Annotated in this window: 13 protein-coding genes; 11 read left to right on the top strand and 2 right to left on the bottom strand. The window is 72.5% G+C overall.

The features are described from left to right. Positions 1-3 precede the first annotated feature (3 nt). Positions 4-5,934, top strand: coding sequence for an MBG domain-containing protein (locus J421_RS06400; RefSeq protein WP_025410345.1), 5,931 nt, complete (start codon positions 4-6; stop codon positions 5,932-5,934). 151 nt (positions 5,935-6,085) lie between these two features. Beyond that, entirely contained in the window at positions 6,086-7,537 is a 1,452-nt protein-coding gene (locus tag J421_RS06405; protein WP_025410346.1) for a hypothetical protein, read from the top strand. 50 nt (positions 7,538-7,587) lie between these two features. Here the strand turns inward: J421_RS06405 and J421_RS06410 are convergent, their stop codons facing one another. Both J421_RS06410 and J421_RS06415 read right to left on the bottom strand, forming a co-directional pair. Next, positions 7,588-8,238, bottom strand: a complete 651-nt coding sequence (locus tag J421_RS06410) for a laminin B domain-containing protein (RefSeq protein WP_104022328.1) — start codon at positions 8,236-8,238, stop codon at positions 7,588-7,590. 174 nt (positions 8,239-8,412) lie between these two features. Further along, on the bottom strand, positions 8,413-9,447 hold the full coding sequence (locus J421_RS06415; RefSeq protein WP_025410348.1) for an MBL fold metallo-hydrolase: 1,035 nt from the start codon (positions 9,445-9,447) through the stop codon (positions 8,413-8,415). Positions 9,448-9,553: 106 nt separating this feature from the next. Here J421_RS06415 and J421_RS06420 point away from each other — a divergent pair, with 106 nt between their 5' ends. From J421_RS06420 to J421_RS06465, 9 genes are all read left to right on the top strand, one after another. After that, positions 9,554-9,988, top strand: coding sequence for a DUF6992 family protein (locus tag J421_RS06420; RefSeq protein WP_025410349.1), 435 nt, complete (start codon positions 9,554-9,556; stop codon positions 9,986-9,988). 479 nt (positions 9,989-10,467) lie between these two features. Further along, positions 10,468-10,953 carry a GAF domain-containing protein gene (locus J421_RS06425; protein ID WP_025410350.1) on the top strand — a complete coding sequence of 162 codons (486 nt, stop codon included), beginning with the start codon at positions 10,468-10,470 and terminating at the stop codon, positions 10,951-10,953. 142 nt (positions 10,954-11,095) lie between these two features. After that, positions 11,096-11,722: an HD domain-containing protein gene (locus tag J421_RS06430; RefSeq protein ID WP_025410351.1), complete on the top strand. Its 627-nt coding sequence runs from the start codon at positions 11,096-11,098 to the stop codon at positions 11,720-11,722. Positions 11,723-12,016: 294 nt separating this feature from the next. After that, entirely contained in the window at positions 12,017-15,130 is a 3,114-nt protein-coding gene (locus J421_RS06435) for a SusC/RagA family TonB-linked outer membrane protein (RefSeq protein ID WP_025410352.1), read from the top strand. Then, entirely contained in the window at positions 15,130-16,539 is a 1,410-nt protein-coding gene (locus J421_RS06440; protein WP_025410353.1) for a RagB/SusD family nutrient uptake outer membrane protein, read from the top strand. Before J421_RS06435 ends, J421_RS06440 begins: the two co-directional genes overlap by 1 nt. Before the next feature lie 175 nt (positions 16,540-16,714). After that, complete coding sequence (locus tag J421_RS06445; RefSeq protein ID WP_025410354.1) at positions 16,715-19,144, top strand: ABC transporter permease; 2,430 nt, start codon at positions 16,715-16,717, stop codon at positions 19,142-19,144. Positions 19,145-19,340: 196 nt separating this feature from the next. Further along, a complete protein-coding gene (locus tag J421_RS06450) occupies positions 19,341-19,940 on the top strand; it encodes a class III extradiol ring-cleavage dioxygenase family protein (RefSeq protein ID WP_025410355.1) in 600 nt (199 codons plus the stop codon). Between the two features lie 133 nt (positions 19,941-20,073). Continuing rightward, positions 20,074-21,459, top strand: a complete 1,386-nt coding sequence (locus J421_RS32625) for an InlB B-repeat-containing protein (protein WP_158508667.1) — start codon at positions 20,074-20,076, stop codon at positions 21,457-21,459. Then, positions 21,456-22,166: an InlB B-repeat-containing protein gene (locus J421_RS06465; RefSeq protein WP_025410358.1), complete on the top strand. Its 711-nt coding sequence runs from the start codon at positions 21,456-21,458 to the stop codon at positions 22,164-22,166. The genes J421_RS32625 and J421_RS06465 overlap by 4 nt, the downstream gene beginning before the upstream one ends. Positions 22,167-22,208: the final 42 nt, after the last annotated feature.

Here is a 22,208-nt window from a genome sequence, read left to right on the forward strand (position 1 = left end):
CGCATGCGCTTCTCTCTTAGCCGCCTGCTCTCGGTCCTGACCGCCGTCGTCGTGTACGGCGCGCCGGTCGCCGGCCAGCAGGTCGAGCCGCCGCAGCCCGCGCAGCCCGCGTCCCCCGCGCTGCCGGCCCCGTCGCAGGCACCCGATACGTCGCACCTCCCGCCCCCGCCGCACGACGGTCGTCCCAAGGGTCCGCCTCCGGCGGACTCCGTGCGACTAGCTGCCGGGACGTCCACTCCGAGCTCGCCCATCGAGACCGCGCCGGCAGCGAGCACGGGCAAGGCGCTCGTCTACTGCCCCCCGTCGGACGCCACGGGGTGCGGCGCGATCGTCGCCGCGCTGAGCGGCACCTTCCCCGTCGGCGTGGAGCGCGGATACGACGGCAGCGCCGGCACCGTCGATCTCGCGTCCGCGGATCTGTCGCGGTACGCGCTCTTCGTGATCCCGTCGCTCGCCGATGGCGGCGCCGCTCGGCCGTACGACCTCCTGCGCTCGACCGCCATCGCCGCCCGGCTGAAGGACGGTGTGACCGGGCGCGTCGCCGTCTGGTCCGGCACGCCCGACCTCGGCGCCAGCGACCGGCCGTCCAAGGACCGGCTCCTCGTCGGCCTCGCCCGGTGGGCGGCGGCGACGTTCGAGACGCGCGGCACGACCGGACTCGTCGCGCTGCAGGATCTTTCCGACGACGCCACCACGCGCTACGGCTGGCTCGCCGGCATCTCGGCCGCGGTGGTCGGCGCCGACGCGGCGCTCGCGTCGCACGCGAGCGTGACCGGCCTGACGGCGGCCGGCGAGGCCGTCGTCGGGTCGGGCGCCCCGACGCTCGCGTACGACAACATGGCCAGCTACGGCCTCACGTTAGGCGCCGGCGCACCGGCGGGTGAGGAGGTCGCCGCCCGCGGCGCCGACGGCTCGAAGGCGGTGCTCGTAACGTACGTGCCCGCGGCGGTCGCCGGCGTGTCGGCGTCGCGCGCGATCGGCGCGTTCGGAGCGGCCAATCTGCTGGCGGGCGTCGGGACGACCACGTACAGCTACGCGCAGTACGTGACGTACGGGCGCGGCACGTATCAGCTCTACGCCTACGCCTTCACCGGCACGATCAATACCGGCTCCAACTACGTGACCTGCGGCAGCATGGCGTTCACGGACGCCGCCAGCGGCGCCGCAGTCGCCACCGGCACCGCGCTCTACGCGTCGAGCGGCAGTCCGTGGTTCTACGCGCCGTCGCAGGCGCCGTACATCTCGTCCACGCTCTATCCGCTCGGCACGTACACGCTGCGTGCGGCGTTCCAGCCGGCCGCGGTCGGCTGCGACTACCAGGCGAGCAGCACGACGATGTCCCTGATCGTCAGGCGCGGCGCGCGCTGGCAGTCGCAGCAGATCGACGGCGCCCCGACCACGTCGACCTACGTGACCGCCGGGGCGACGCACACGGTGAGCGCCGTCGCGCTCGACGAGCTCGCGAACGCGCCGATGGCGAGCAGCCCGACGCTGGTGTACGTGTACGAGGAGGTGCCGAACGGCTCGTGCTGGAACGGCTACTACTACTACACGTGCACCACCTGGCAGTACGTCGGCCAGACCACCGTCAACACCGACGCGACGGGGAAGCTCACCTACTCGTACGCGATCCCGGCGAACACGACGCACACGTACATCTTCGAGGCGCGTACCCGCGACGACGACACCTACGCGGGCGAGTGGACCTACTTCTATCTGTACCCACGCACCGCCACGACGGCGAGCATCGGTGCGAACCCGGCGAACGGCTCGGCGTTCGGCCAGACGGTCGCGTTCTCGACCACGGTGACCGGCGCCGGCGGCACGCCGACCGGCACCGTCTACCTCAAGGTGGACAACAGCTACGTGGTGGCGCAGCCGCTCGTGAACGGCAGCGCGACGCTGTCCTACGCCGGCATGTCCAGCGGCGTGCACACCGTCAGCATCTACTACCTGGGCGACGCCACCTACGCGCAGACCGGCACCGCGGGCAGCACGTCGCAGAGCATCACGTACACCGTCGGCAAGGCCACGCCGATCGTGACGTGGAGCGCGCCCGCCGCGATCACCTACGGCACCGCGCTCTCCGGCACGCAGCTGAACGCGACCGCGTCGGTCCCCGGCACGTTCACGTACAGCCCCGCCGCCGGCACCACGCTCGGCGTCGGCGAGGACCAGCCGCTCACCGTCACGTTCACGCCGACGAACACCACGAGCTACGAGACGGTCACGAAGACCGTCACCATCGACGTGGCGCAGGCGACGCAGACCATCACGTTCGCCGGCGCGCCCGCGAGTGCGGTGTACGGCGCCACGTTCGACGTCACCGCGTCGGCGTCGTCGCAGCTGCCGGTGGCCGTGCAGGCGAGCGGCGCGTGCACCGCGAGCGGCCCCACGGTGACCATGAGCGCCGGCACCGGCACGTGTACGCTCACCGCGACGCAGGCCGGCAACGCGAGCTACGCCGCCGCGGCGCCCGTCACGCTCACCACGACGGCCGCGCGCAAGACGACCGCGATCACGCTCGACGCGTCCGCCGCGACCTACGACGGTGCCGCGCACGCCGCGACGGCCTCGACGCCGGAGCTCGGGGCGGCCGGCATCGCGATCACCTACGACGGCGCGGCCGCCGCGCCGACGGCCGCCGGCAGCTACGCCGTGGTGGCCACGCTCACCGACGCGAACTACCAGGCGCCCAACGCGACCGGCACGCTCGTCATCGGCAAGGCGACGGCGACGCTGACGCTCGGCGCGCTGAGCGCGACGTACGACGGCGCGGCGAAGGCGGCCGCCGTCACGACCTCGCCGGCCGGGCTCACCGGCGTCGCCGTCACGTACGACGGGGCTTCGGCGGCACCCTCGGGCGCGGGGAGCTACGCCGTCGTCGCGACGCTCGCGAACCCGAACTACCAGGCGACGAACGCCACCGGCACGCTGGAGATCGGGAAGGCATCGTCGACCGTCACCGTGACGTGCAGCCCGGCGTCGGTCGGCTACGACGGTACCCCGAAGACGCCGTGCACCGCGTCGGTCGCGGGCGCGGGCGGCCTGAGCCAGTCGCTCACGCCGACGTACGCGGCCAACACGAACGTCGGCACGGCGACGGCGACCGGCACGTTCGCGGGTGAAGCGAACCACCTCGGCAGCACGAGCACCGCGACGTTCACCATCACGAAGGCGACGCCGGCGATCGCCTGGAACGCGCCGGCGGCGATCACGTATGGCGCGGCGTTAGGCGCCGCGCAGCTGAACGCCACGGCGAGCGTGCCGGGTTCGTTCGTGTACTCGCCGGCGGCGGGCGCGCTGCCTAACGCGGGCGACGCGCAGTCGCTGTCGGTCACGTTCACGCCGACCGACGCCGCGAACTACACCACCGCCACGGCGACGGTCACGATCGACGTGCGCAAGGCGCCGTCCGTGGCGACCGTGACCTGCCCGGCGTCGGTGACCTACGACGGCACCGCGCGCACGCCCTGCTCGGCGACCGTCACCGGTGCCGGCAACTTCTCGGCGACGCCCGCCCCGACGTACGCGAACAACACGAACGCCGGGACGGCCACGGCGAGCGTGAGCTACGCCGGCGACGCGAACCACGAGGCGAGCTCCGGCAGCGCTACGTTCGCGATCGAGAAGGCCGCGTCCGCGGTCGTGGTGAGTTGCCCGGCGACCGCGGTGTTCACCGGGGCCGCGCTGGCGCCGTGCACCGCGGCGGCGAACGGGGTCGGTGGTCTCGCCGCGTCGCTCGCGCCGACGTACGCCGCGAACACGAACGTCGGCACCGCCACCGCGAGCGCGGCATTCGCGGGCGACGCCAACCACGTCGGCAGCAGCGGCAGCGCGACGTTCGGCATCACGAAGGCGCCGGCTGCGGTCACGGTCTCGTGCCCGACCGCGCCGCTCACGTACGATGGCAGCGCGCAGACGCCGTGCACCGCGAACGTCGCCGGCGCCGGTGGCCTGAGCCGGTCGCTCACGCCCGCCTACTCGGGCAACACGAACGTCGGCGCCGCGACGGCGACCGCCGCCTTCGACGGCGACGCGAACCACGACGCTGCCACCGGGAGCGCCACGTTCTCGATCGCCAAGGCGCCCGCCGCGGTGACCGTGACGTGCGCGTCGGCGACGCAGACCTACGACGGCACACCGAAGACGCCGTGCGCCGCGACGGTCACTGGCGCGGGCGGGCTGAGCGCGGCCGTGACCCCCGTGACCTACACCGCCAACACGAACGCCGGCACGGCGAGCGCCGGTGCCGCCTTCGCCGGTGACGCGAACCACGATCCGGCGAGCGGCAGCGCGACGTTCACGATCGGCAAGGCCGCGTCGAGCGTGGCCGTGAGCTGCCCCGCGTCGGTCGTCTACACCGGCGGTGCGCTCGCGCCGTGCACGGCGGCGGTGAGCGGACCGGGCACCGTCACGGGCGCGGCGGCGCTCACGTACGCCGCGAACACGAACGCGGGGTCGGCGTCGGTGAGCGCGAGCTATCCGGGTGACGCGAACCACGACGGCAGCGCGGGCACCGGCGGGTTCACCATCGCGAAGGCCCCGTCCACGGTGACCGTCACCTGCACGCCGGCCACGCTCACGTTCGACGGCACGGCGCGGACGCCGTGCGCCGCGCGCGCCACCGGTGCGGGCGGGCTCGACGTCGCCGTGTCGCCGCTGACGTACGCGAACAACACGAACGTCGGCGCGGCGAAGGCGAGCGCCGCGTTCGCGGGCGACGCGAACCACGATGGGAGCGCGGGCGCGGGCGGCTTCGCCATCACCGCCGCGGCCACCACCGCGTCGCTCACCGTCTCGCCGAGCTCCCAGCAGTACAGCGACCAGGTGACGCTGACGGCGAAGCTCTCGCCGGCCGCGCTCGGAACCGTCGCGCCGGCCACCGGCGTGACGTTCAAGATCGCCGGGCAGACCGTCGGCACCGCGACGCTCGCGCCCGCGGCGGGCGGGCTGGTGGGCACGCTCGTCGTCACGTTAGGCACGTCGCTTCCGCCCGGCGTGAAGGCGGTGACCGCCGACTTCACCGGCGTGAATGCGAACTTCACCGTGAACTCGGCTTCCACGTCGTTCACCGTCGCGCCGGAGGACGCCCGCGTCACGTACACGGGCGCCACCTACGCGTCCACGGCCGGCGTGAACAGCACGACTGCCGCGGTGACGCTCAGCGCGACCATCATGGACGCCACCGCCGCCGCCGGCGACCCGGCGTACGACGCGAGCGCCGGCGACGTGCGCAACGCGAGCGTGCGCTTCGTCGATCGCGCGAGCGGCGCGACGCTGTGCTCGGCCCCCGTGGGACTCGTGTCGTCCGCGGACACCAAGACCGGCACCGTGTCGTGCAACTGGTCGGCGAGCCTCGGCAGCCAGGAGAGTGCCACCTGGACCGTCGGCGTCGTCGTCGATGGCTTCTACGCGCGCAACAGCGCGGACGACAACACCGTGGTGACCGTCGCTCTGCCGATCGGCGGCATGATCAGCGGCGGCGGCTTCCTCGTGAACTCGGCGTCGGGCGGCCAGTACGCCGGACAGGCCGGGCTGAAGACGAACTACGGGTTCAACGTGAAGTACAACAAGCAGCTCACGAACCTGCAGGGGAGCCTCAACGTCATCGTCCGCAACGGCGGTCGCACGTACCAGATCAAGGCCAACTCGATGACGTCGCTCGCGACGGACGCGGTGAACACGCCGTACACGGCGCAGTTCGCGGCCAAGGCGAGCATCCAGGACATCACCGATCCGACCAACGTGATCGCCGTGGACGGCAACGCCACCCTCCAGGTGACGCTCACCGACCGCGGGTCGCCCGGTTCGAATGACTCGCTCGGCATCGCCGTGTTCAACAAGAGCGGCGGGCTGTGGTTCGCGAGCAACTGGAACGGCACGAAGACCGTCGAGCAGACGATCGGCGGCGGCGACGTGGTCGTGCGGTAGGGCGACCGTCGACCGACGTACGGACGGCCGCGGGGGCATTGCCTCCGCGGCCGTTCGCGTTAGGCGGCCGGGCGCGCGCCGTCTCCGGCGAATGTGACGCGCGATGCCGGCCGACGGGTCATGCAAGAATCACCCTTTTCCCGGTGCGCTTATGAGACCATGCCTCGTCCGATCCGCGATCGTCCCGCTCGTCCTCGCCCCGTTCGCCGCCGGCGCCCAGCTCGTGACGCCGAAGACGGTGCCGGTCCGCCAGGGCGAGCAGTTCGAGATCTTCCCGGCCGCTCGCGCCGGCATGGCCGGCGTCCGCCTCGCGCTCGACGACACGCTCGCCGACCCGTTCGCGAACCCCGCGCGGGCGACGTGGGTCGGCGCGCCCGTCATCTTCGGCGCGCCGTTCTTCCACTCGCTGTCGCGCGGTGGCGGCGGACGCACGATGCCGCTCGGCGCCGCCGGGGCTCGGGGCCACTGGGGCGCCGCGGGGGCGGTCGCGTTCCAGCAGCTCGACCGCGCCGGCCCGACGTGGAACCTGCCGACGAGCGAGCGTACGGCGATCAACCGCTACGCCGCCGGTGCGCTCGCGCGGCGCGCCGGGGCGTGGTCGTTCGGCGGCGGCGCGTTCGCCGCGAGCCTCGGCGCGGTCGACGGCGTGGACCAGCTCTACGCCGGCAGCGACCGCATCGAGCAGGACGGCAGCCTGCTCGACGTCCGGCTCGGCGCCACGCGGCAGTGGCAGGACGGGCGCGCGCTCGACCTCGTGCTCGTCCACAACCGCACGGACGTCACGCACGACGTGCACTACACGACGTTCACGTGGAACGCCGCGACGCGCACGCAGGACCGCGCCGAGCGCGGGGAGCACAACGTCGACCGCACCCACATCTGGGGCGCGCACGGGCGCTTCGTGCAGCCGTTCGGCGTCGACGGGTGGCGCGTCGGCACGCAGCTCACGGTGAACCGGCTGTCGCACCCGAAGATCCCGAACTACACCGTCATGAACATCCCGCGCGATCCCGGGACCACCTACGCCGGGGACGTGGGGCTCGGGCTCGCGCGCCTCGTCGGGCGGTCGTCGTTCGGGGTCGACGTCGTGTACGAGCCGATGACGAGCGCGACGTGGGCGACGGCGGCGCACGACACGACGGGCGGCGCCGGACGGCCGATCGTGCGGACCGGCGAGCGGACCGTCGACAACCGGTTCCGCTTCGGCAACACGCACCTGCGGCTCGGCGTGGGACGCGCCGCGGCGCCGCGCGACAGCGGCTCGTCGTTCGGCTACGAGCTCGGGCTCGGCCTGTACGCCATCGACTACGTGCTGCGGCAGACCGACCACGTGCGCGGCACGTTCCGCCGGCAGCACGAGCAGTGGGTCGAGTGGACGCCGACGTTCGCGCTCCAGTGGCGTCGCCGCGAGTTCGACCTGCGCTACTCGTTCCGCGTCACCTGTCAGGGAGCGGGGGACTGCCTGCCGCTGCCGCAGGGCGACGACGTCACCGTCGCCGCGCCGAGCACCGGCGGCGTCATCGTCGCGCCGAGCGCCCCGCTGCGGTTCGATGGCGGGCGCGCGTCGGTGCACCAGTTCGCGATCGTGGTCCCGATCCGTTAGGCGGCGCCGTTAGGCGGCGCCGTTAGGCGGCGTGGGAGACGGCCCGCCGGTCAGTCGCGCCGGCGGGTCGCCACGAGCCCGAGGCCGAGCGCCGCGCTCGCGAGCAGCGCCAGCGGTACGGGCTCCGGCGTGACGACGGCGAGGGCGTTCGTGCCCATGCGCACGTTGTCGAGATCCACGTGGCCGCCCGACGACTTCCAGTCGGCGTCGACGTGGATGAACGCGAGGTGCGACAGCACCTGCATGAACAGCGCGTGCGACACCGGCGCGCCCGCGCTGCCGTCGAACCGCGCCATCTCCCAGCCGTCCTCGGAGAGCGGGACGACGTACGTGTCCCACCACGTCTCCGGCGCGTCGAAGCGGTACTGCAGGCGCGTCGTGCCGTCGGAGATGAGGAGCGTGGGGTGGAGCACGTCGTTCGCGTCGGACACGCGCAGGTCGAGCGACAGGCTGCCGCCGTAGTAGCTCGACTTGTCGCCGAGGTACTCCTCCGGCGCCCAGTACGCGTTCCAGCCGTATGCGTCGGACGTCTGCACGAACCCGTCCGAGAGGAACGTCGCGGCGCGGTTGCCGCCGCCCGTCCCGTACAGCTCACCGATGCGCCACCCGTCGCTGCCGTTGTTGAACGAGCTCGACTGCGCCGAAGCGACGCTCGTCAGGAGACTGCCGAGGACTGCGACCGCCAAGGTTCGCTTCTGCATCGAGCCTCCACCGCGCGGAGGGGTGTGAAGGAACGGCCGGTGCCACGTCGGGCCTGCAAGGTAGCGCGGCCGAGTACGTCGCACGAAAACGTTTCGCGACCGCGGCGTGACTCGTGTCACACGCGCGCACCCGCGTACGCACGAACGCAGGCGCCGACGAGCCGGGCCGTGGCTTCAGAGCGCGAGGCCGAGCTGTCCCTCGTCCGGCTCCGTCGTCGGCGCGAGCTCGTCCGTCTGCGGATGATCGGCGAGGTGCTCGGCGTCGATGCCTAACGATCGCAGGTGCTCGGCGAACTTGTGCAAGCCGTGCACCGTGTAGACCTTCCGCGCCCCGCTCTCCGTCGCCGTCCGTACCAGCTCGTCGAAGTCCGCGTGATCGGAGAGCGGCAGCACGAGGTCGAGGTCCTTGTAGATGTTCCACGCCCCCGGATGCAGCGCCCATCCGGTGAGCAGGCACGTGCGCTTCGCCGGGAGCTTCTGCACCATCGGCGCCTTGCGCGTGTTCGGCGTCGTCAGCAGCACGCGGCGCGCGTTAGGCACCTGGAGCTCGGCGCGTCGATAGCGCGACCACGAGCCCGGGCCCGGGAACGGGTGGCCGAGCGCGACGTGCAGGTCGCACAGGTTCGCGATCGCGCCGTGCACGGCGACGTCGTAGCCCGCGCGCACGAGGTGCCACAGCGCCTCCTGTCCCTTGCCCAACGCGTACGCGAGCACCACCGGCACCGCCCCCTCCGCGAACGCCGCGTCGACGAACGCGTACAGCCGCGCGATCAGCTCCTCGTCGGGCGGGAACCGGTAGCGTGGCTCGCCGAACGTGCACTCCATCACCAGCTCGTCGACGCGCGGGATCTCGGCCGGCGGCGAGAACGGGTTCGCGCGGAGCTTGAAGTCCCCCGTGTACGCCGCGCGGCCCTCCGCCGACTCGCTCACGATCATCGCGCTGCCGAGCGCGTGCCCCGCCGGCGTCAGCGTCACCCGCGCCTCGCCGATGCCTAACGACTCGCCGTACGGGAGCCGCACCGCCTCGCGCGCCCCGCGCCGCGCCTCGTGCAGCGCCGCCGTCTCCGGCGTGCACAGGATGCGCTCGGCCGCGGTGCAGTGATCGCTGTGCGCGTGCGACACGAATACCGTACCCGGCGCCGTGCGCGCATCGAGGTGCAGGCCGGCCGCGGGCAGGTACAGGCCGTGAGGGGTCCGGGTGACGAGCATGAAGCCGGGTGCGGCGGAAGCGAGAACGGCGGCGGATGATGCGGGCCGTCCACTCCGCAGGTTCGAGTCCGCCGTAGCCGCGTCCGCCCGTTAGAATGTCCCCGACATGTGGTCCGACACCTTCCTCTCGCTCGAGCGCGCGCACTTCTATCGCATCGTCGTGTGGGGCGCGGCGTGCGTCGTCGTCGGCACGGCGCTGCTCGCGCTCGCCGTCGCGCGGCGGCAGCGGGTGCCGCTCGTGCGCCACTTCGCACTCCAGACCGCCGGCTGGGGCGCCGTCGACGTCGCGCTCGCCCTGCTCGCGCTTCGGCAGCTCCGTCTCCCCGACTATGCCGCGGCGACGCGATTCGACCGCTTCGTCTGGTGGTCGCTCGGCATCGACCTCGGCGGCGTGGCGGTCGGCGCGACGCTCGCCCTCGCCGGCTGGCTCCTCGGCCGGCGGCTCGGCGCCGTGGGTGCGGGGCTCGGCGTCGCGGTCCAGGGGCTCGCGCTCGCGGCGATCGACCTCGTGGTGATCGGGCAGATCGGCGCGAGCGTGTGAGGGTATACTGCGGGCGGCACGGCGGGACGATCTCGTGCGGGACGATCGACGGCGGGACGTCTACGGCGGGACGATCGACGGCGGGACGTCTACGGCGGGACGTCTACGGCGGGACGTCTACGGCGGGACGTCTACGGCGGGACGACTTGCTGCGGGACGACTTGCTGCGGGACGATCGACGGCGGGACGATCGACGGCGGGACGATCGACGGCGGGACGATCGACGGCGGGAACACCGGCGGCGCGTACCTAGGTCCCAGGGGGGGCTCCCCCCCTTCGCCCAAGGTGCCATGCGCGGCTTGCGCACGAGTACCAATCCGACGCGGACCGGATCCCGCTGAACGCATCACCATGCCGCCGTTCGACGTCCCGCCGTAGACGTCCCGCCGTAGACGTCCCGCCGTCGATCGTCCCGCCGTAGACGTCCCGCCGTCGATCGTCCCGCAGCAAGTCGTCCCGCCGTTCCCCTCCTCCCTCTCATGGCCGAACAGACCCTCGACCTCCGCCACCTCCCGAAGCCGGCCGCCTACGACGAGCTGGCCGAGCAGATCGACGCCGTCCTCGCCGGGGTCGACGATCCCATCGCCGCCATGGCCACCGTGAGCTGCCTCGTGCACCACGCGTTCGGCCACCTGTGGACCGGCTTCTATCGCGTGGTGGAGCCCGACCGGCTGCTCCGGGTCGGCCCGTACCAGGGGACGCTCGGCTGCCTCGACATCGCGTTCGGCCGGGGCGTCTGCGGCACCGCGGCGGCGGAGCGGCGCACCGTCGTCGTCGAGGACGTGAACGAGTTTCCCGGCCACATCACCTGCGACGCCCGGTCGCGCAGCGAGATCGTGGTCCCCGTCGTCGACCGGAGCGGGACGCTCGTCGCGGTCTTCGACGTCGACTCCGAGTACCCCGGCGCGTTCGACGACGACGACCGCGCGGGGCTGGAGCGGCTGCTCGGCTGGTTCGCGCGGTGACGGCTCCCGGGCGCGGGCCAGTCCCCCGGCGTACACGGAAACGTCGGGAACGGCCGGAAACTACGGATGGCCGTGGGGGTCTGATTACGCGACTCTGTCCCCGTCCGCCGTTTCTCGTAGTTTCCGCTCTTTCGGTGCACCCATGACGACCGGATACTCGGACCGCATCAACCACGCGCTCGCGTTCGCGGCGAAGCACCACGACCAGGAGGTCCGCAAGGGGACCCGCCTGCCGTACTTCACCGCGCCCGCGAACGCCGCCGTCATCCTGACCCGCTATGGGCAGGACGACGTGACCGTGGTCGCCGCGATCCTGCACGAGGCGGTGGAGGACTACCTCCGCGATGGTCTGAGCGAGGACGCCGTCCGGCACCGCCTCGAGGACAAGTTCGGCCCCGACGTCCTGACCGCGGCGCTTGGCGCGGTGCGCCGCCGCTTGGACGATGATGGCGTCGAGCTGTCGCATGAGGAGCAGAAGCTCGACCACCTCGACCGACTCGCTTCCGCGTCCGATCGGAGCCGCTGGGTGCTCGCCGCGCACCAGGTGCACGAGGGGAGCACGCTGCTCACCGACCTCCGGCGCACCGCGTTCCCCGACGCCGTCTGGCACCGCTTCGCCGAGGGGCGGGAGACCAAGGTGCGCTGGTACCGGCAGGTGAGCGACCGGCTCGAGGCGGCCGGCTTCACCGGCGCCATCGCCGCCGAGCTCCGCTCCGTCGCCGACGCCCTCGAGCCGTTCGCCGTCGACGGCGTCCGCGCCGTGCGCTGACCCGACGGCTCGACCCGACTCGTCCGCGGCGCCCGCCAGCTCTCCTGGCGGGCGCCGTTGCGCATCCGGCGGCTCCGCAGTCCTCCGAGTGCGCTCCCGACTTGTAAACCATTCGTTTACATGTTCGTGCCGGGTGGTTTGATTGTCAGGTCTCCCAACAACCCGTCGGACGAGCCCGTAAACCGGCGAGTCCCCGAGTCCCGGGCGTCGGAGTCACGGCGCCCCAACCCGCCGCCGTCGCCGTTCCCTTCCGTGACGGCGGGTGTTCATCCCGTCAGAGGTTTGCCAACGTCCATGAGAGGTTCCATTCTCCGGCGCCCGCTGCTCCGTAGCGGGTTCGCCGCCGTCCTGCTCGTCGGAGGTGCCGGCGTCGCCGGTGCCCAGCAGGCGACCATCAGCGGCCAGGTGACTGCCGCCGGCACCGCCCAGCCCCTCCCCGACAGCCGCGTCTACGTCGTCGGCACCACGCTGATCGCGACGACGAACGCCGAGGGCCGCTACTCGATCCGCGGCGTCCCCGCGGGCCAGGCCCAGGTCCGCGTCATCCGCGTCGGCTACACGGAGCAGAAGAAGCCCGTCGCCGTGTCCGCCGGCCAGTCGCTGACCGTCGACTTCTCGCTGTCGCCCTCCGTCGTGCAGCTGTCGGAGATCGTCACCACCGCCACCGGCCCGCAGCGCCGCGTGGAGCTCGGCAACTCGGTCGCCTCGCTGCCGAACGTCGGCGAGCACGTCGCCGAGGTCCCGACGCACAACGTGAGCGACCTGCTCGTCGGCAAGGTGGCCGGCGTGAACGTCCTCCCCGGCTCGATGACCGGCACGGCGGGCACGATCCGCCTCCGCGGGCTCAACTCGATCTCGCTGAGCAACGCGCCGATCTGGATCGTCGACGGCGTGCGCTTCAACGCGGGCTCGGTGGGTGTGCCGACGGGCGGCCAGCGCACGACGCTCCTCTCGAGCCTCGCGCCGGACGACATCGACAACATCGAGATCGTGAAGGGCCCGTCGGCGGCCACGCTGTACGGCACGGACGCGGTGAACGGCGTCATCATCGTCACCACCAAGAAGGGCCGCGCCGGCGGCGCGCAGTGGAACTGGTTCGGCGAGACGGGCGCCATCAAGGACAAGGCGGACTACCCGCTCTCGTACATGATCTGGGGCCACTCGCCCACCGCGACCACGGTGCAGCGCCGCTGCGAGCTCACGCAGATCTCGGCGAAGACCTGCATCCAGGACAGCATCACGACGTTCAACCCGCTGAACGTCGCGGCGTACTCGCCGATCCAGACCGGCAACCGCAAGCAGTTCGGCGGCCAGGTGAGCGGCGGCACGGAGAAGGTCCGCTACTTCTCGAGCGGCGGCTGGGAGGTGGAGGAGGGCCCGGTGCGCCTCCCCGACTCGGAGCTCGCGCGCCTGCAGTCCGCGAACACGCCGATCCGCGAGGAGTGGAAGAAGCCCGAGATGCTCGGCCGCACGAACGTCCGCGGCAACATCAACGCGGCGGTGAACGACAAGTTCGACCTCAGCGTGCAGTCGTCGTACATCAAGACGAACCAGCGGCTCACGCAGACGGACAACAACTCCTGGTCGATCTTCTACCAGGCGGCGATGAACCCCGGCTTCAACGGCGCGGGGCCGAGCCGTACGAACAAGGACGCGCTGGGCCGTGACCTGAACGGCAACGCGAGCTACGTCTACGGCGACATCTTCCAGGACGTCGTCGTCGAGGACATCCAGCGCATGCTGGGCAGCGTGAACGGCAACTACCGCCCGTTCTCGTGGCTGCAGGCCGATGGGAACATCGGCGTGGACCTCTCCGACCGCCGCGACGGCGAGGTGTGCCGCTTCAACGAGTGCCCGCCGTCGGGCACCACGCGCCTCGGCTACGCCACGAGCCAGCACTCGAACGACCGCAACCTCTCGGCGAAGCTCGCCGCCACGGCGACGTGGTCGGCGCGCGACTGGGCCAACCTGAAGACGACGGTCGGCGCGGACTACACGAACATCGAGGGCGAGAACACGAACAGCTCCAGCCAGCAGCTGCCGCCGGGCGCGCAGACGGTCGGCGCGGGCGCGGTGCAGTTCGGCGGCAACGGGCTGCCGTCCGCCACGAAGACGCTCGGCTACTACGTGCAGGAGCAGATCTCGCTGCGCGACCGCATGTTCGTCACGCTCGCCGCGCGCTCCGACAAGAACAGCGCGTTCGGCGTGAACTACAAGAACGCGATCTACCCGAAGGCGCAGCTCGCGTGGGTCATCTCCGACGAGCCGTTCTTCCCGCACTACTCGTGGCTGAACAGCCTCCGGCTGCGCAGCGCGTACGGCAAGGCGGGGCAGAACCCCGGCGCCACGGCGGCGCTGTACACGTACTCGTCGCGCGTCGTGAACGTCGTCTCCTCGTCGAACGGCCAGTCGGGCACCGACACGCCGGGCCTCCGCGCCGCGGCCGTCGGTAACCCGAACCTCCGGCCGGAGTCGGCGACCGAGGTCGAGGCGGGCTTCGAGAGCCAGCTCTTCAACCGCGTCAGCGTCGACTTCACGTACTACACGCGCCGCTCGCAGGACGCGCTCATCTCGCGGCCGATCGCGTCGTCGTCGGGTGCCTCGACGCTGAGCGTGCTGCAGAACCTCGGCTCCATCGGCAATCAGGGGCTCGAGCTCTCGGTGAACGCGACGCTCGCCAGCACGCGCAACTTCGGCTGGGACCTCGGCGTCATCGGCGCGCACAACACGAACAAGATCCGCACGCTCGGCACCGAGAACGGCGTCCCCGTGCCGGACATCGGCACGGGCACGCAGCGCAACGCGGTCGGCTACCCGATCAACGCGTGGTTCGTGCGCGACCGGAAGTGGTCGGACGCGAACGGCGACAACATCCTCACGGTCGACGAGATCTCGGTCGACACGGCGTACCACTTCCTCGGCGCCTCGCAGCCGACGTACACCGCGTCGCTGACGAACGGCTTCGACTTCCTGAACAGGAAGCTGCGCGTCCGCGCGATGTTCGACTACAAGGGCGGCTTCTACGTCTTCAACGACAACGCCCAGTTCCTCTGCGCGAACAACGCGGCCGTGGCGGCGCGCTCGAACCCGAACGCCCCGCTCCGCGATCAGGCGGACTGCCTCGCGCAGCGCGTCACGGTGCCGACCACGTCGTCGGGCTACATCGAGAACGGCGCGTTCATCCGCTTCCGCGAGCTCTCGGCCACGATCGGGGTGCCGAACCGCTACCTCCGCCTCGTGCACGCGAGCAACGCGAACCTGAGCCTCGGCGCGCGCAACCTCGCCGTGTTCACGAAGTACCGCGGCCAGGATCCGGAAGCCAACTACTCGACGGGTGACGTGCAGACCGGCTTCATGGCCTCGGCGCCGCGCTCGTACTACACCGCCCGCCTCAACCTGTACTTCTGATGTCGCGCGATAGACTCACCACGAAGACGCTGCTGGCGCTCGGCGCCGCGGCGGGCCTCGCCGGCTGCGGCGTGCAGGACCAGCTGCTCGAGCCGCAGCAGCCCGGCCTCATCACGCCGGAGGCCGTGCAGGCCGCCGGCGCCACCGGCGCCCAGGCGCTCTACGTCGGCGCGTTAGGCGCCCTCCAGAGCTGGACCGGCGGCGGCGGCAACGGCAACAGCCAGAACCTCTGGATCTACTCGGACCTCGTGACCGACGTGTGGAAGGTGACCGACACCTTCACGCAGCGGATCGACATGGACCGGCGCCAGATCGCCAACCTCGACGCCGAGGTCACCGGCGCCTACAACGTCGCGCAGCAGTCGCGCGGCCGGTTCCGCGAGGCGCTCAACTCGCTGAAGGCGCTCATCCCGAACGAGCCGGAGAAGCAGGGCGAGATGTACTTCGCCATGGGCCTCGAGGAGCTCACGGTCTCCGAGGACTTCTGCAACGGCATCCCGTTCGGTGAGGTCGTCAACGGCGTCATCACCTACACGAAGCCGATCACGAACGCGGAGGGCTTCCAGCTCGCCATCGCGCACCTCGACTCGGCGATCGCGCTCGCGTCGGGCACGAACGCGCTGTCGGTGAAGGTGCGCACCGCCGCCACGATCGCGAAGGCGCGCGCGCAGGTGGACCTCGCCCAGTTCTCGGCCGCCGCGCAGACGGTCGCGAACGTCCCGACGAGCTACCAGTACACGCTCACGTTCTCCCAGACCACCCAGAGCAACACGATCTGGACGGTCAACGCGTCGAACCCGTCGTCCGCCCGCGTCGCGGTCGGCGACAGCGTGACGCTCGCCAACGGCGTCGAGGTCCGCATCCGCAACGCGATCCCGTTCGGCTCCGCGAAGGACCCGCGCGTGCCGACCACGGGCTCGTACAAGGACAACACGCGGACCGGCTTCGACGGCCAGACGCCGTGGGTCGGACAGCTCATCTGGTCGACGCGCGAGGCGCCGGTCGTGCTCGCGTCGGGCATCGACGCGCGTCTGATCGAGGCCGAGGCGAAGCTGAACAACAACGACATCACCGGGATGATGACGACGCTGAACGCGCTGCGCACCAGCGCGCAGACGCTCGGCGCGTTCTCCGTCCCCGTGATGGCGCCGCTCGCGACGCCCGCCAGCAAGGAGGCCGCGATCGACCTGCTGTTCCGCGAGAAGGCGTTCTGGCAGTTCGGCCGCGGCATGCGCCTCGGCGATCTCCGTCGTCTCATCCGGCAGTACGGCCGCACCGAGGACAGCACGTTCCCCGAGGACGGCTTCCACAAGACGCCGTTCAAGTTCGGCGACGACGTGAACCTCCCGGTGCCGGACGCCGAGAAGACGAACCCGAACTTCAAGGGCTGCATCGACCGGAAGGCCTAACGGCCGAGGGCAGGAGGGCAAGAGGGCAGGAGGGCAGGAGACCTTATGGCGCTCCTGCCCTCCTGCCCTCTTGCCCTCCTGCCCTCCTGCCCTCCTGCCCTGGGTCTTCCGACCCTTGCAACCCTCGTGGGCCGGACGCTATCAAAGCGGCGACCATCACGAGAGGGCTTGGGTCATGCTCGACGATCTCCGACTCGCCGTGCGCGCGCTCGCGAAGGCGCCGGCGTTCGCGCTCGCCGCGGTGCTGTGCATCGCGCTCGGCATCGGCGCGAACACCGCGATCTTCAGCGTCGTCGACGCGGTGCTCCTGCGGCCGCTGCCGGTGCGCGATCTCGACCGCATGGTCGTGATCCGCGAGGACCTGCCGAAGCTCGACCTGCTCGACGCGGAGCTGGACCCGCCGAGCACCCTGGAGCTCGCGACGCGCGGCGACCTGTTCGAGCGCGCGGCCGGCGTGGCCGAGACGCGCGTGAACCTCACGACCGACGCCGCGGAGCCGGCGCGCGTCGGCGCGGCGCGCACGCTCGGCGACTACTTCCAGCTCCTCGACGCGCATCCCGTCGTCGGGCGGCTGTACGCGGCCGACCAGTCGCGCGACGGGCGCCACCGCGTCGTCGTGCTGTCGTACGGGTTCTGGCGCGACCGGTTCGGCGGCGACCGCGCAATCGTCGGCCGCACGCTCCATCTCAGCGGCACGCCGTACGAGGTGATCGGCGTCGCCGGCCCCGAGCTGCGCTACCCGCGCGCGGCCGAGGTGTGGATGCCGTATCCGGTGGACTCCACGACGCAGTCCCAGCACGGCGTGCTGGTGATGAAGGTCGTCGCGAAGCGGCGCGCCGACGTCTCCGCGGAGCGGCTGCGCGACGCGCTCGCGCGACAGGGGCGCGCGTGGGGCGAGGCGCTGGCCGGCAACGGCGGCGGGAACGACTTCGCCCGGTCGCTCGTCATCCGTCCCGTGCCGCTCACCGCGTTCCTCGCCGGCGAGCTGCGGCCGATCGTGCTCCTGCTCGCCGGCGCCGTCGGGCTCGTGCTGCTCATTGCGTGCGCGAACGTCGCGTGCCTGCAGCTCGTGCGCGCGACCGGCCGCGTGCGCGAGCTCGCGGTGCGCGCCGCGTTGGGCGCCGGCTCGGCGCGCCTCGTGCGCCCGCTCGTCGCGGAGAGCGCCGCCGTCGCCGCGATCGGTGGCGCGCTCGGCGCGGCCGGTGGCGCGGTCGCCGTCGCGGCGCTCGCGCGCTGGGGACCGGCGCAGTACCCGATGCTCCGCGACGCGCGCCTCGACCCGCTCGTGCTGCTGTTCGCGTTCGCGCTCGCCGCCGCGTCGGCGCTGCTGTTCGGTGTCGCGCCCGCCGTGCGCGCATCGCGCGTGGACCCGCAGGACGCGCTCCGCGCCTCGGCGCGCGGCACGTCCGCTGGAGCGGAGCGGCACCGCTTCCTGCAGGGCGCGGTGGTCATGCAGGTCGCGCTCGCGCTCGCGCTGCTGCTCTCGTCGGGGCTGATGATCCGCAGCCTGTCCCGTCTCATCGCCACCGATCCCGGATTCCGCGCCGAGCGCGTGCTGACCGCGCAGGTGGCGCTGCCGCCGCGCGTCTACCAGCAGGCGGCGGTCGCGCCGTTCGTCGACCGCCTGCTCGAGCGGCTGCGCGCGGTGCCGGGCGTGCAGGCGGTGGGCATCGCCGCGTCGCTGCCGTTCGTCGGCAGCGGCACCGCGAGCAGCTCGCCGTTCGAGGTCGTCGGCCGCGCGCCGGACGCGAGCGGCGAGAAGCCGCACGCGAACTTCAACATGGTGAGCGACGACTACTTCCGCGCGATGGGGATGACGCTGAAGGCCGGCCGCGCGTTCGCCGCCACCGACGCCAAGGGCGCGCCGCCGGTCGTGGTCGTCGACGAGCAGCTCGCGCGGCAGTTCTTCCCCGGTGAGAGCGCGATCGGCAAGCACCTGCGCCAGCTCGGCGGCGTCGGCGACGGGGACCTCACGATCGTCGGCGTCGTCGGCGACGTGACGCCGAAGGAGCTCGGCCAGGAGCGGCACGCGACGATCTACTACACGTACCGCCAGACGATGACGCCGTCGTTCGGCGTGGCGGTGCGCGGCGTGCTGCCGCCGGCGTCGTTCGCCGGTGCGCTGCGCGCGATCGTCGCGGAGCAGGACCGCCAGGTGCCGGTGTACGACGTGCGCCCGATGCGCGAGCGCGTCGACGAGTCGTTAGGCGCTCGGCGGCTCGCGGTGTGGGTGCTCGGCGCGTTCGCGGCGCTCGCGCTCACGCTCGCGCTGCTCGGCATCACGGGAGTGCTCAGCTACACCGTGAGCCAGCGCGCGCACGAGCTGGGAATCCGTCTCGCCATCGGCGCGCAGCGCGGCGACATCGTGCGCCTCGTCGTGCGGCAGGGCGCGACGCTCACGCTCGCCGGCCTCGGCGCGGGGCTCGCGCTGTTCCTCGCCGGCGGACGACTGCTCGCCGCCGCGCTGTACGGCGTGGGGCCGCACGACCCGGCGACGATCGTCGCGTCGGCGACGCTGTTAGGCACCGTCGCGCTGGTCGCGAGCTGGCTGCCGGCGCGGCGTGCCGCCCGCGCGGATGCGACGTCCGTGCTTCGTCAATCGTGACGGGCCGTGTCCGGGAGCGGACACCGTTGTCCGCGGCCGGACACCGCGCGCCGCGCCGCGTCGCGCGCGCGGGTGCCTAACTGCTTGCGGCGCGGCGACTAACGCCACGTCGGCGGGCGGCAGGCGACTTGCCATCGGCGGTCGCGGCGGGCGCTGCTCCGCGCGCCCGCGCCGTCCACCCGAGCGACTCCCGCCGATGCACGCACTCCGCCTCCCCGCCGCCGCCCTGCTGCTCGTCCCCGTCGCCGCCCGCGCGCAGCGCGCGGCCCCGGACTCGCTTCCGTTCAGCCCTGGCCAGTGGGGCATCGAGGCCGGTGTCGGCGGCGGCGGGAGCGTCGGCGCGCTGAAGTTCCTCTCGCGCGCGACCGCGCTCGCCGCGAACCTCGCCGTCAACTACAACACGCGCACGACCGACCCGCAGCTCGCGAGCGTGCCCGTCAGCGAGTTCTCGAACACGTTCGTCACCGCCACCCTCGGCGTCCGGCATTACTCGCCCGTGGCCCGCAGCATCGGCGCGCTGTTCACGGTGGGCGCGGCGCTCAGCCGGCAGTCCAGCCACGCGAACCCCGGCGACATCCGCGGCCACGAGACCGACGTCGGCGCGTTCGGTGAGGTCGGCCTGAGCTACTTCGTGCTGCCCCGGCTCACGCTGAACGGAACCTACGGCCTCACGGTGCAGCACCAGGACGGCGCGCAGCTGCAGAATCTGCTCAACTCGCAGGTCAGCACCGTGAAGACGCACGGCTGGCTGGTGCAGACCACCGGCGTGCGGGCGACGGTCGGCATCTTCTTCTGATCGGGACAGGCCGCGTGCGGGGACGCGCGGATCTCGCGCGCCCCCGCACCGTGGCGTATGCTCCCGGACGCGTACGGCACTCGTCGCCCATCCGACTCCGGTGCAGCCAGCCTTTCGGTCCTTCCGTCTTCACGTGGCGCTGCTGTCGTTCGCGCTGCTCGCGGTGCTCGGCGCCGCTCCAGCCGCGCAGGCCGCGCCGTCACGACTCGCGGTGACCGTCACGGTGACCGGCGCCGGCGCAGGGACGGGCACGATCGCCAGCAACCCGTCCGGCATCGACTGCCGCATCTCGGCCGGCACCGCGACCGGCACGTGCTCGGCGAGCTTCGCCGAAGGGACGGTGGTGACGCTCATCCCCACCGGCTCCGCATCCGGCAGCTTCACCGGATGGAGCGGCGGCTGCTCGGGCAACGCGAACTGCACGCTGACGCTCCCCACGACACCGGGGTCGGTGAGCGTCGTCGCGACGTTCGCCGCGAGCACGAACGCGGCGGTCGCGGTCGCCGGCGCGGGCACGGGCAGCGGTCGCGTGACGAGCGTGCCCGCCGGCATCGACTGCACCGTGACGAACGGCGTCGCGAGCGGCGCCTGCAACATCCTGTTCCCGTTAGGCGGGCCGGTGACGCTCACCGCCGCGGCGGCGTCGGGCAGCGCGTTCGGCGGCTGGGCGGGCGCGTGCAGCGGCGCGGCGACGTGTCAGATCCAGCTCACCGCGAACGCGAGCGTCACCGCGACGTTCAACCGCGCGACCGGCGGCACGACGTCGACGCTCACCGTCACCGGCGCGGGTACCGGCTCCGGAACCGTGGCGAGCGTCCCGTCGGGGATCTCGTGCACGATCGCGGCGGGGGTCGCGAGCGGTACCTGCTCGGCGAGCTTCGCCGCGGGCAGCGTCGTGACGCTCGTGCCGACGGGATCGGCGAGCGGCAGCTTCACCGGCTGGAGCGGCGCGTGCGTCGGCACCGCGAACTGCGTGGTGACGATGCCCGCCGCGGGCGGCACCGCGACGGTGTCGGCCACGTTCGTTCTGAGCACGAACGCGGCGATCGTCGTCGCCGGCGCCGGCAACGGCGGCGGGCGTGTGACGAGCGCGCCGGCGGGGATCGACTGCGGCGTGACCAACGGCGCGGCGAGCGGCGCGTGCAACATCCTGTTCCCGTTAGGCGCCACGGTCACGCTCACGGCGACGGCGCAGCCGGGAAGCGGGTTCGCCGGGTGGAGCGGCGCGTGCACCGGCACGGCGCCGTGTCAGATCCGGCTCGCCGCGGCGGCGAACGTGACCGCGACGTTCGCCGTGCTGCCCAACGTCACCGCCGCGGTGAACGATCTGTTCGACGGCCGCTCGCTCACCGCCGCGGAGCGCTCGGTGCTCGATGCGCTCGGCAACGCCGACGGCACGTTCAACCTCGGCGACGTGCTGTCGCTGCTCGACCGCACGGGGCAGCGGCTCAGCGTGCGCACGCTGGAGCGATTGCTCGCGCTGCCACCATCGCCGCCGAGCGCGCGGAGGACGCCGTGAGGACGCGACGCATCTCCGCGCGCGGCGCGCTCGGCGCCGCGTTAGGCACCCTGCTCGGCGGCTGCGGCGGGGGCGGCGGCGGCATCGCGCCGGTCACGCCGCCGCCCCCGCCGGTGACGTTCGCGCTCTCGGTGACGGGATCCGACGTCGGCAGCGGACGCGTGACGTCCGCCGACGGGAAGATCGACTGCCGACTCGGCGCCGGCGGCGGCGGCACGTGCTCGGCCTCGTTCAACTCCGGCGCGAGCGTCTCGCTCACCGCGACGCCGTCGGGCACCGACCAGTTCGCGGGCTGGACGTCGGGGCCGTGCACCGGCACGACGAATCCGTGCACCGTCGTCGTGTCCACGAACGTCGCGCTCGCCGCCGGCTTCCGCCCCGCGGTGAAGCAGGTGACGCTCTCGCTGCAGACGCCGAACGCCGACGACGGCGCGGTGCTGCTCACGCTCACCGGCCCGAGCCTGCTCGCCATCCGGCCGAGCGCGGGGCTCGAGATCAAGGAGGTGCGCGACACCGTGGCCGGCGCGCCGCGCTCGCGCATGCTCCTCCGCGGCGCGCTCGCCAGCGGCGTGGTCGCCCAGCTCGACATCGCCGGCAGCGCGACGCCGGCCCAGTACACGGCGCAGATCCAGCAGGTCGCCGCCCGCGCGAGCGGCCGCTACGCGCAGCGCACCAGCCTCGCCGGGTACGCGCTCACGGTGCAGTGACGGGAGGACTGGCTCTTCGTATCGAACCGCCGAGGGCCGCCG

Origin of the sequence: Gemmatirosa kalamazoonensis (assembly GCF_000522985.1) — a bacterium.
GTDB classification, from domain to species: Bacteria; Gemmatimonadota; Gemmatimonadetes; order Gemmatimonadales; family Gemmatimonadaceae; genus Gemmatirosa; species Gemmatirosa kalamazoonensis.

Excerpts from the sequence above, each read along its gene's own strand:
- J421_RS06400 (WP_025410345.1), top strand. The coding sequence starts at position 4 with ATGCGCTTCTCTCTTAGCCGCCTGCTCTCGGTCCTGACCGCCGTCGTC.
- J421_RS06405 (WP_025410346.1), top strand. The coding sequence starts at position 6,086 with ATGAGACCATGCCTCGTCCGATCCGCGATCGTCCCGCTCGTCCTCGCC.
- J421_RS06410 (WP_104022328.1), bottom strand. The coding sequence starts at position 8,238 with ATGCAGAAGCGAACCTTGGCGGTCGCAGTCCTCGGCAGTCTCCTGACG.
- J421_RS06415 (WP_025410348.1), bottom strand. The coding sequence starts at position 9,447 with ATGCTCGTCACCCGGACCCCTCACGGCCTGTACCTGCCCGCGGCCGGC.
- J421_RS06420 (WP_025410349.1), top strand. The coding sequence starts at position 9,554 with ATGTGGTCCGACACCTTCCTCTCGCTCGAGCGCGCGCACTTCTATCGC.
- J421_RS06425 (WP_025410350.1), top strand. The coding sequence starts at position 10,468 with ATGGCCGAACAGACCCTCGACCTCCGCCACCTCCCGAAGCCGGCCGCC.
- J421_RS06430 (WP_025410351.1), top strand. The coding sequence starts at position 11,096 with ATGACGACCGGATACTCGGACCGCATCAACCACGCGCTCGCGTTCGCG.
- J421_RS06435 (WP_025410352.1), top strand. The coding sequence starts at position 12,017 with ATGAGAGGTTCCATTCTCCGGCGCCCGCTGCTCCGTAGCGGGTTCGCC.
- J421_RS06440 (WP_025410353.1), top strand. The coding sequence starts at position 15,130 with ATGTCGCGCGATAGACTCACCACGAAGACGCTGCTGGCGCTCGGCGCC.
- J421_RS06445 (WP_025410354.1), top strand. The coding sequence starts at position 16,715 with ATGCTCGACGATCTCCGACTCGCCGTGCGCGCGCTCGCGAAGGCGCCG.
- J421_RS06450 (WP_025410355.1), top strand. The coding sequence starts at position 19,341 with ATGCACGCACTCCGCCTCCCCGCCGCCGCCCTGCTGCTCGTCCCCGTC.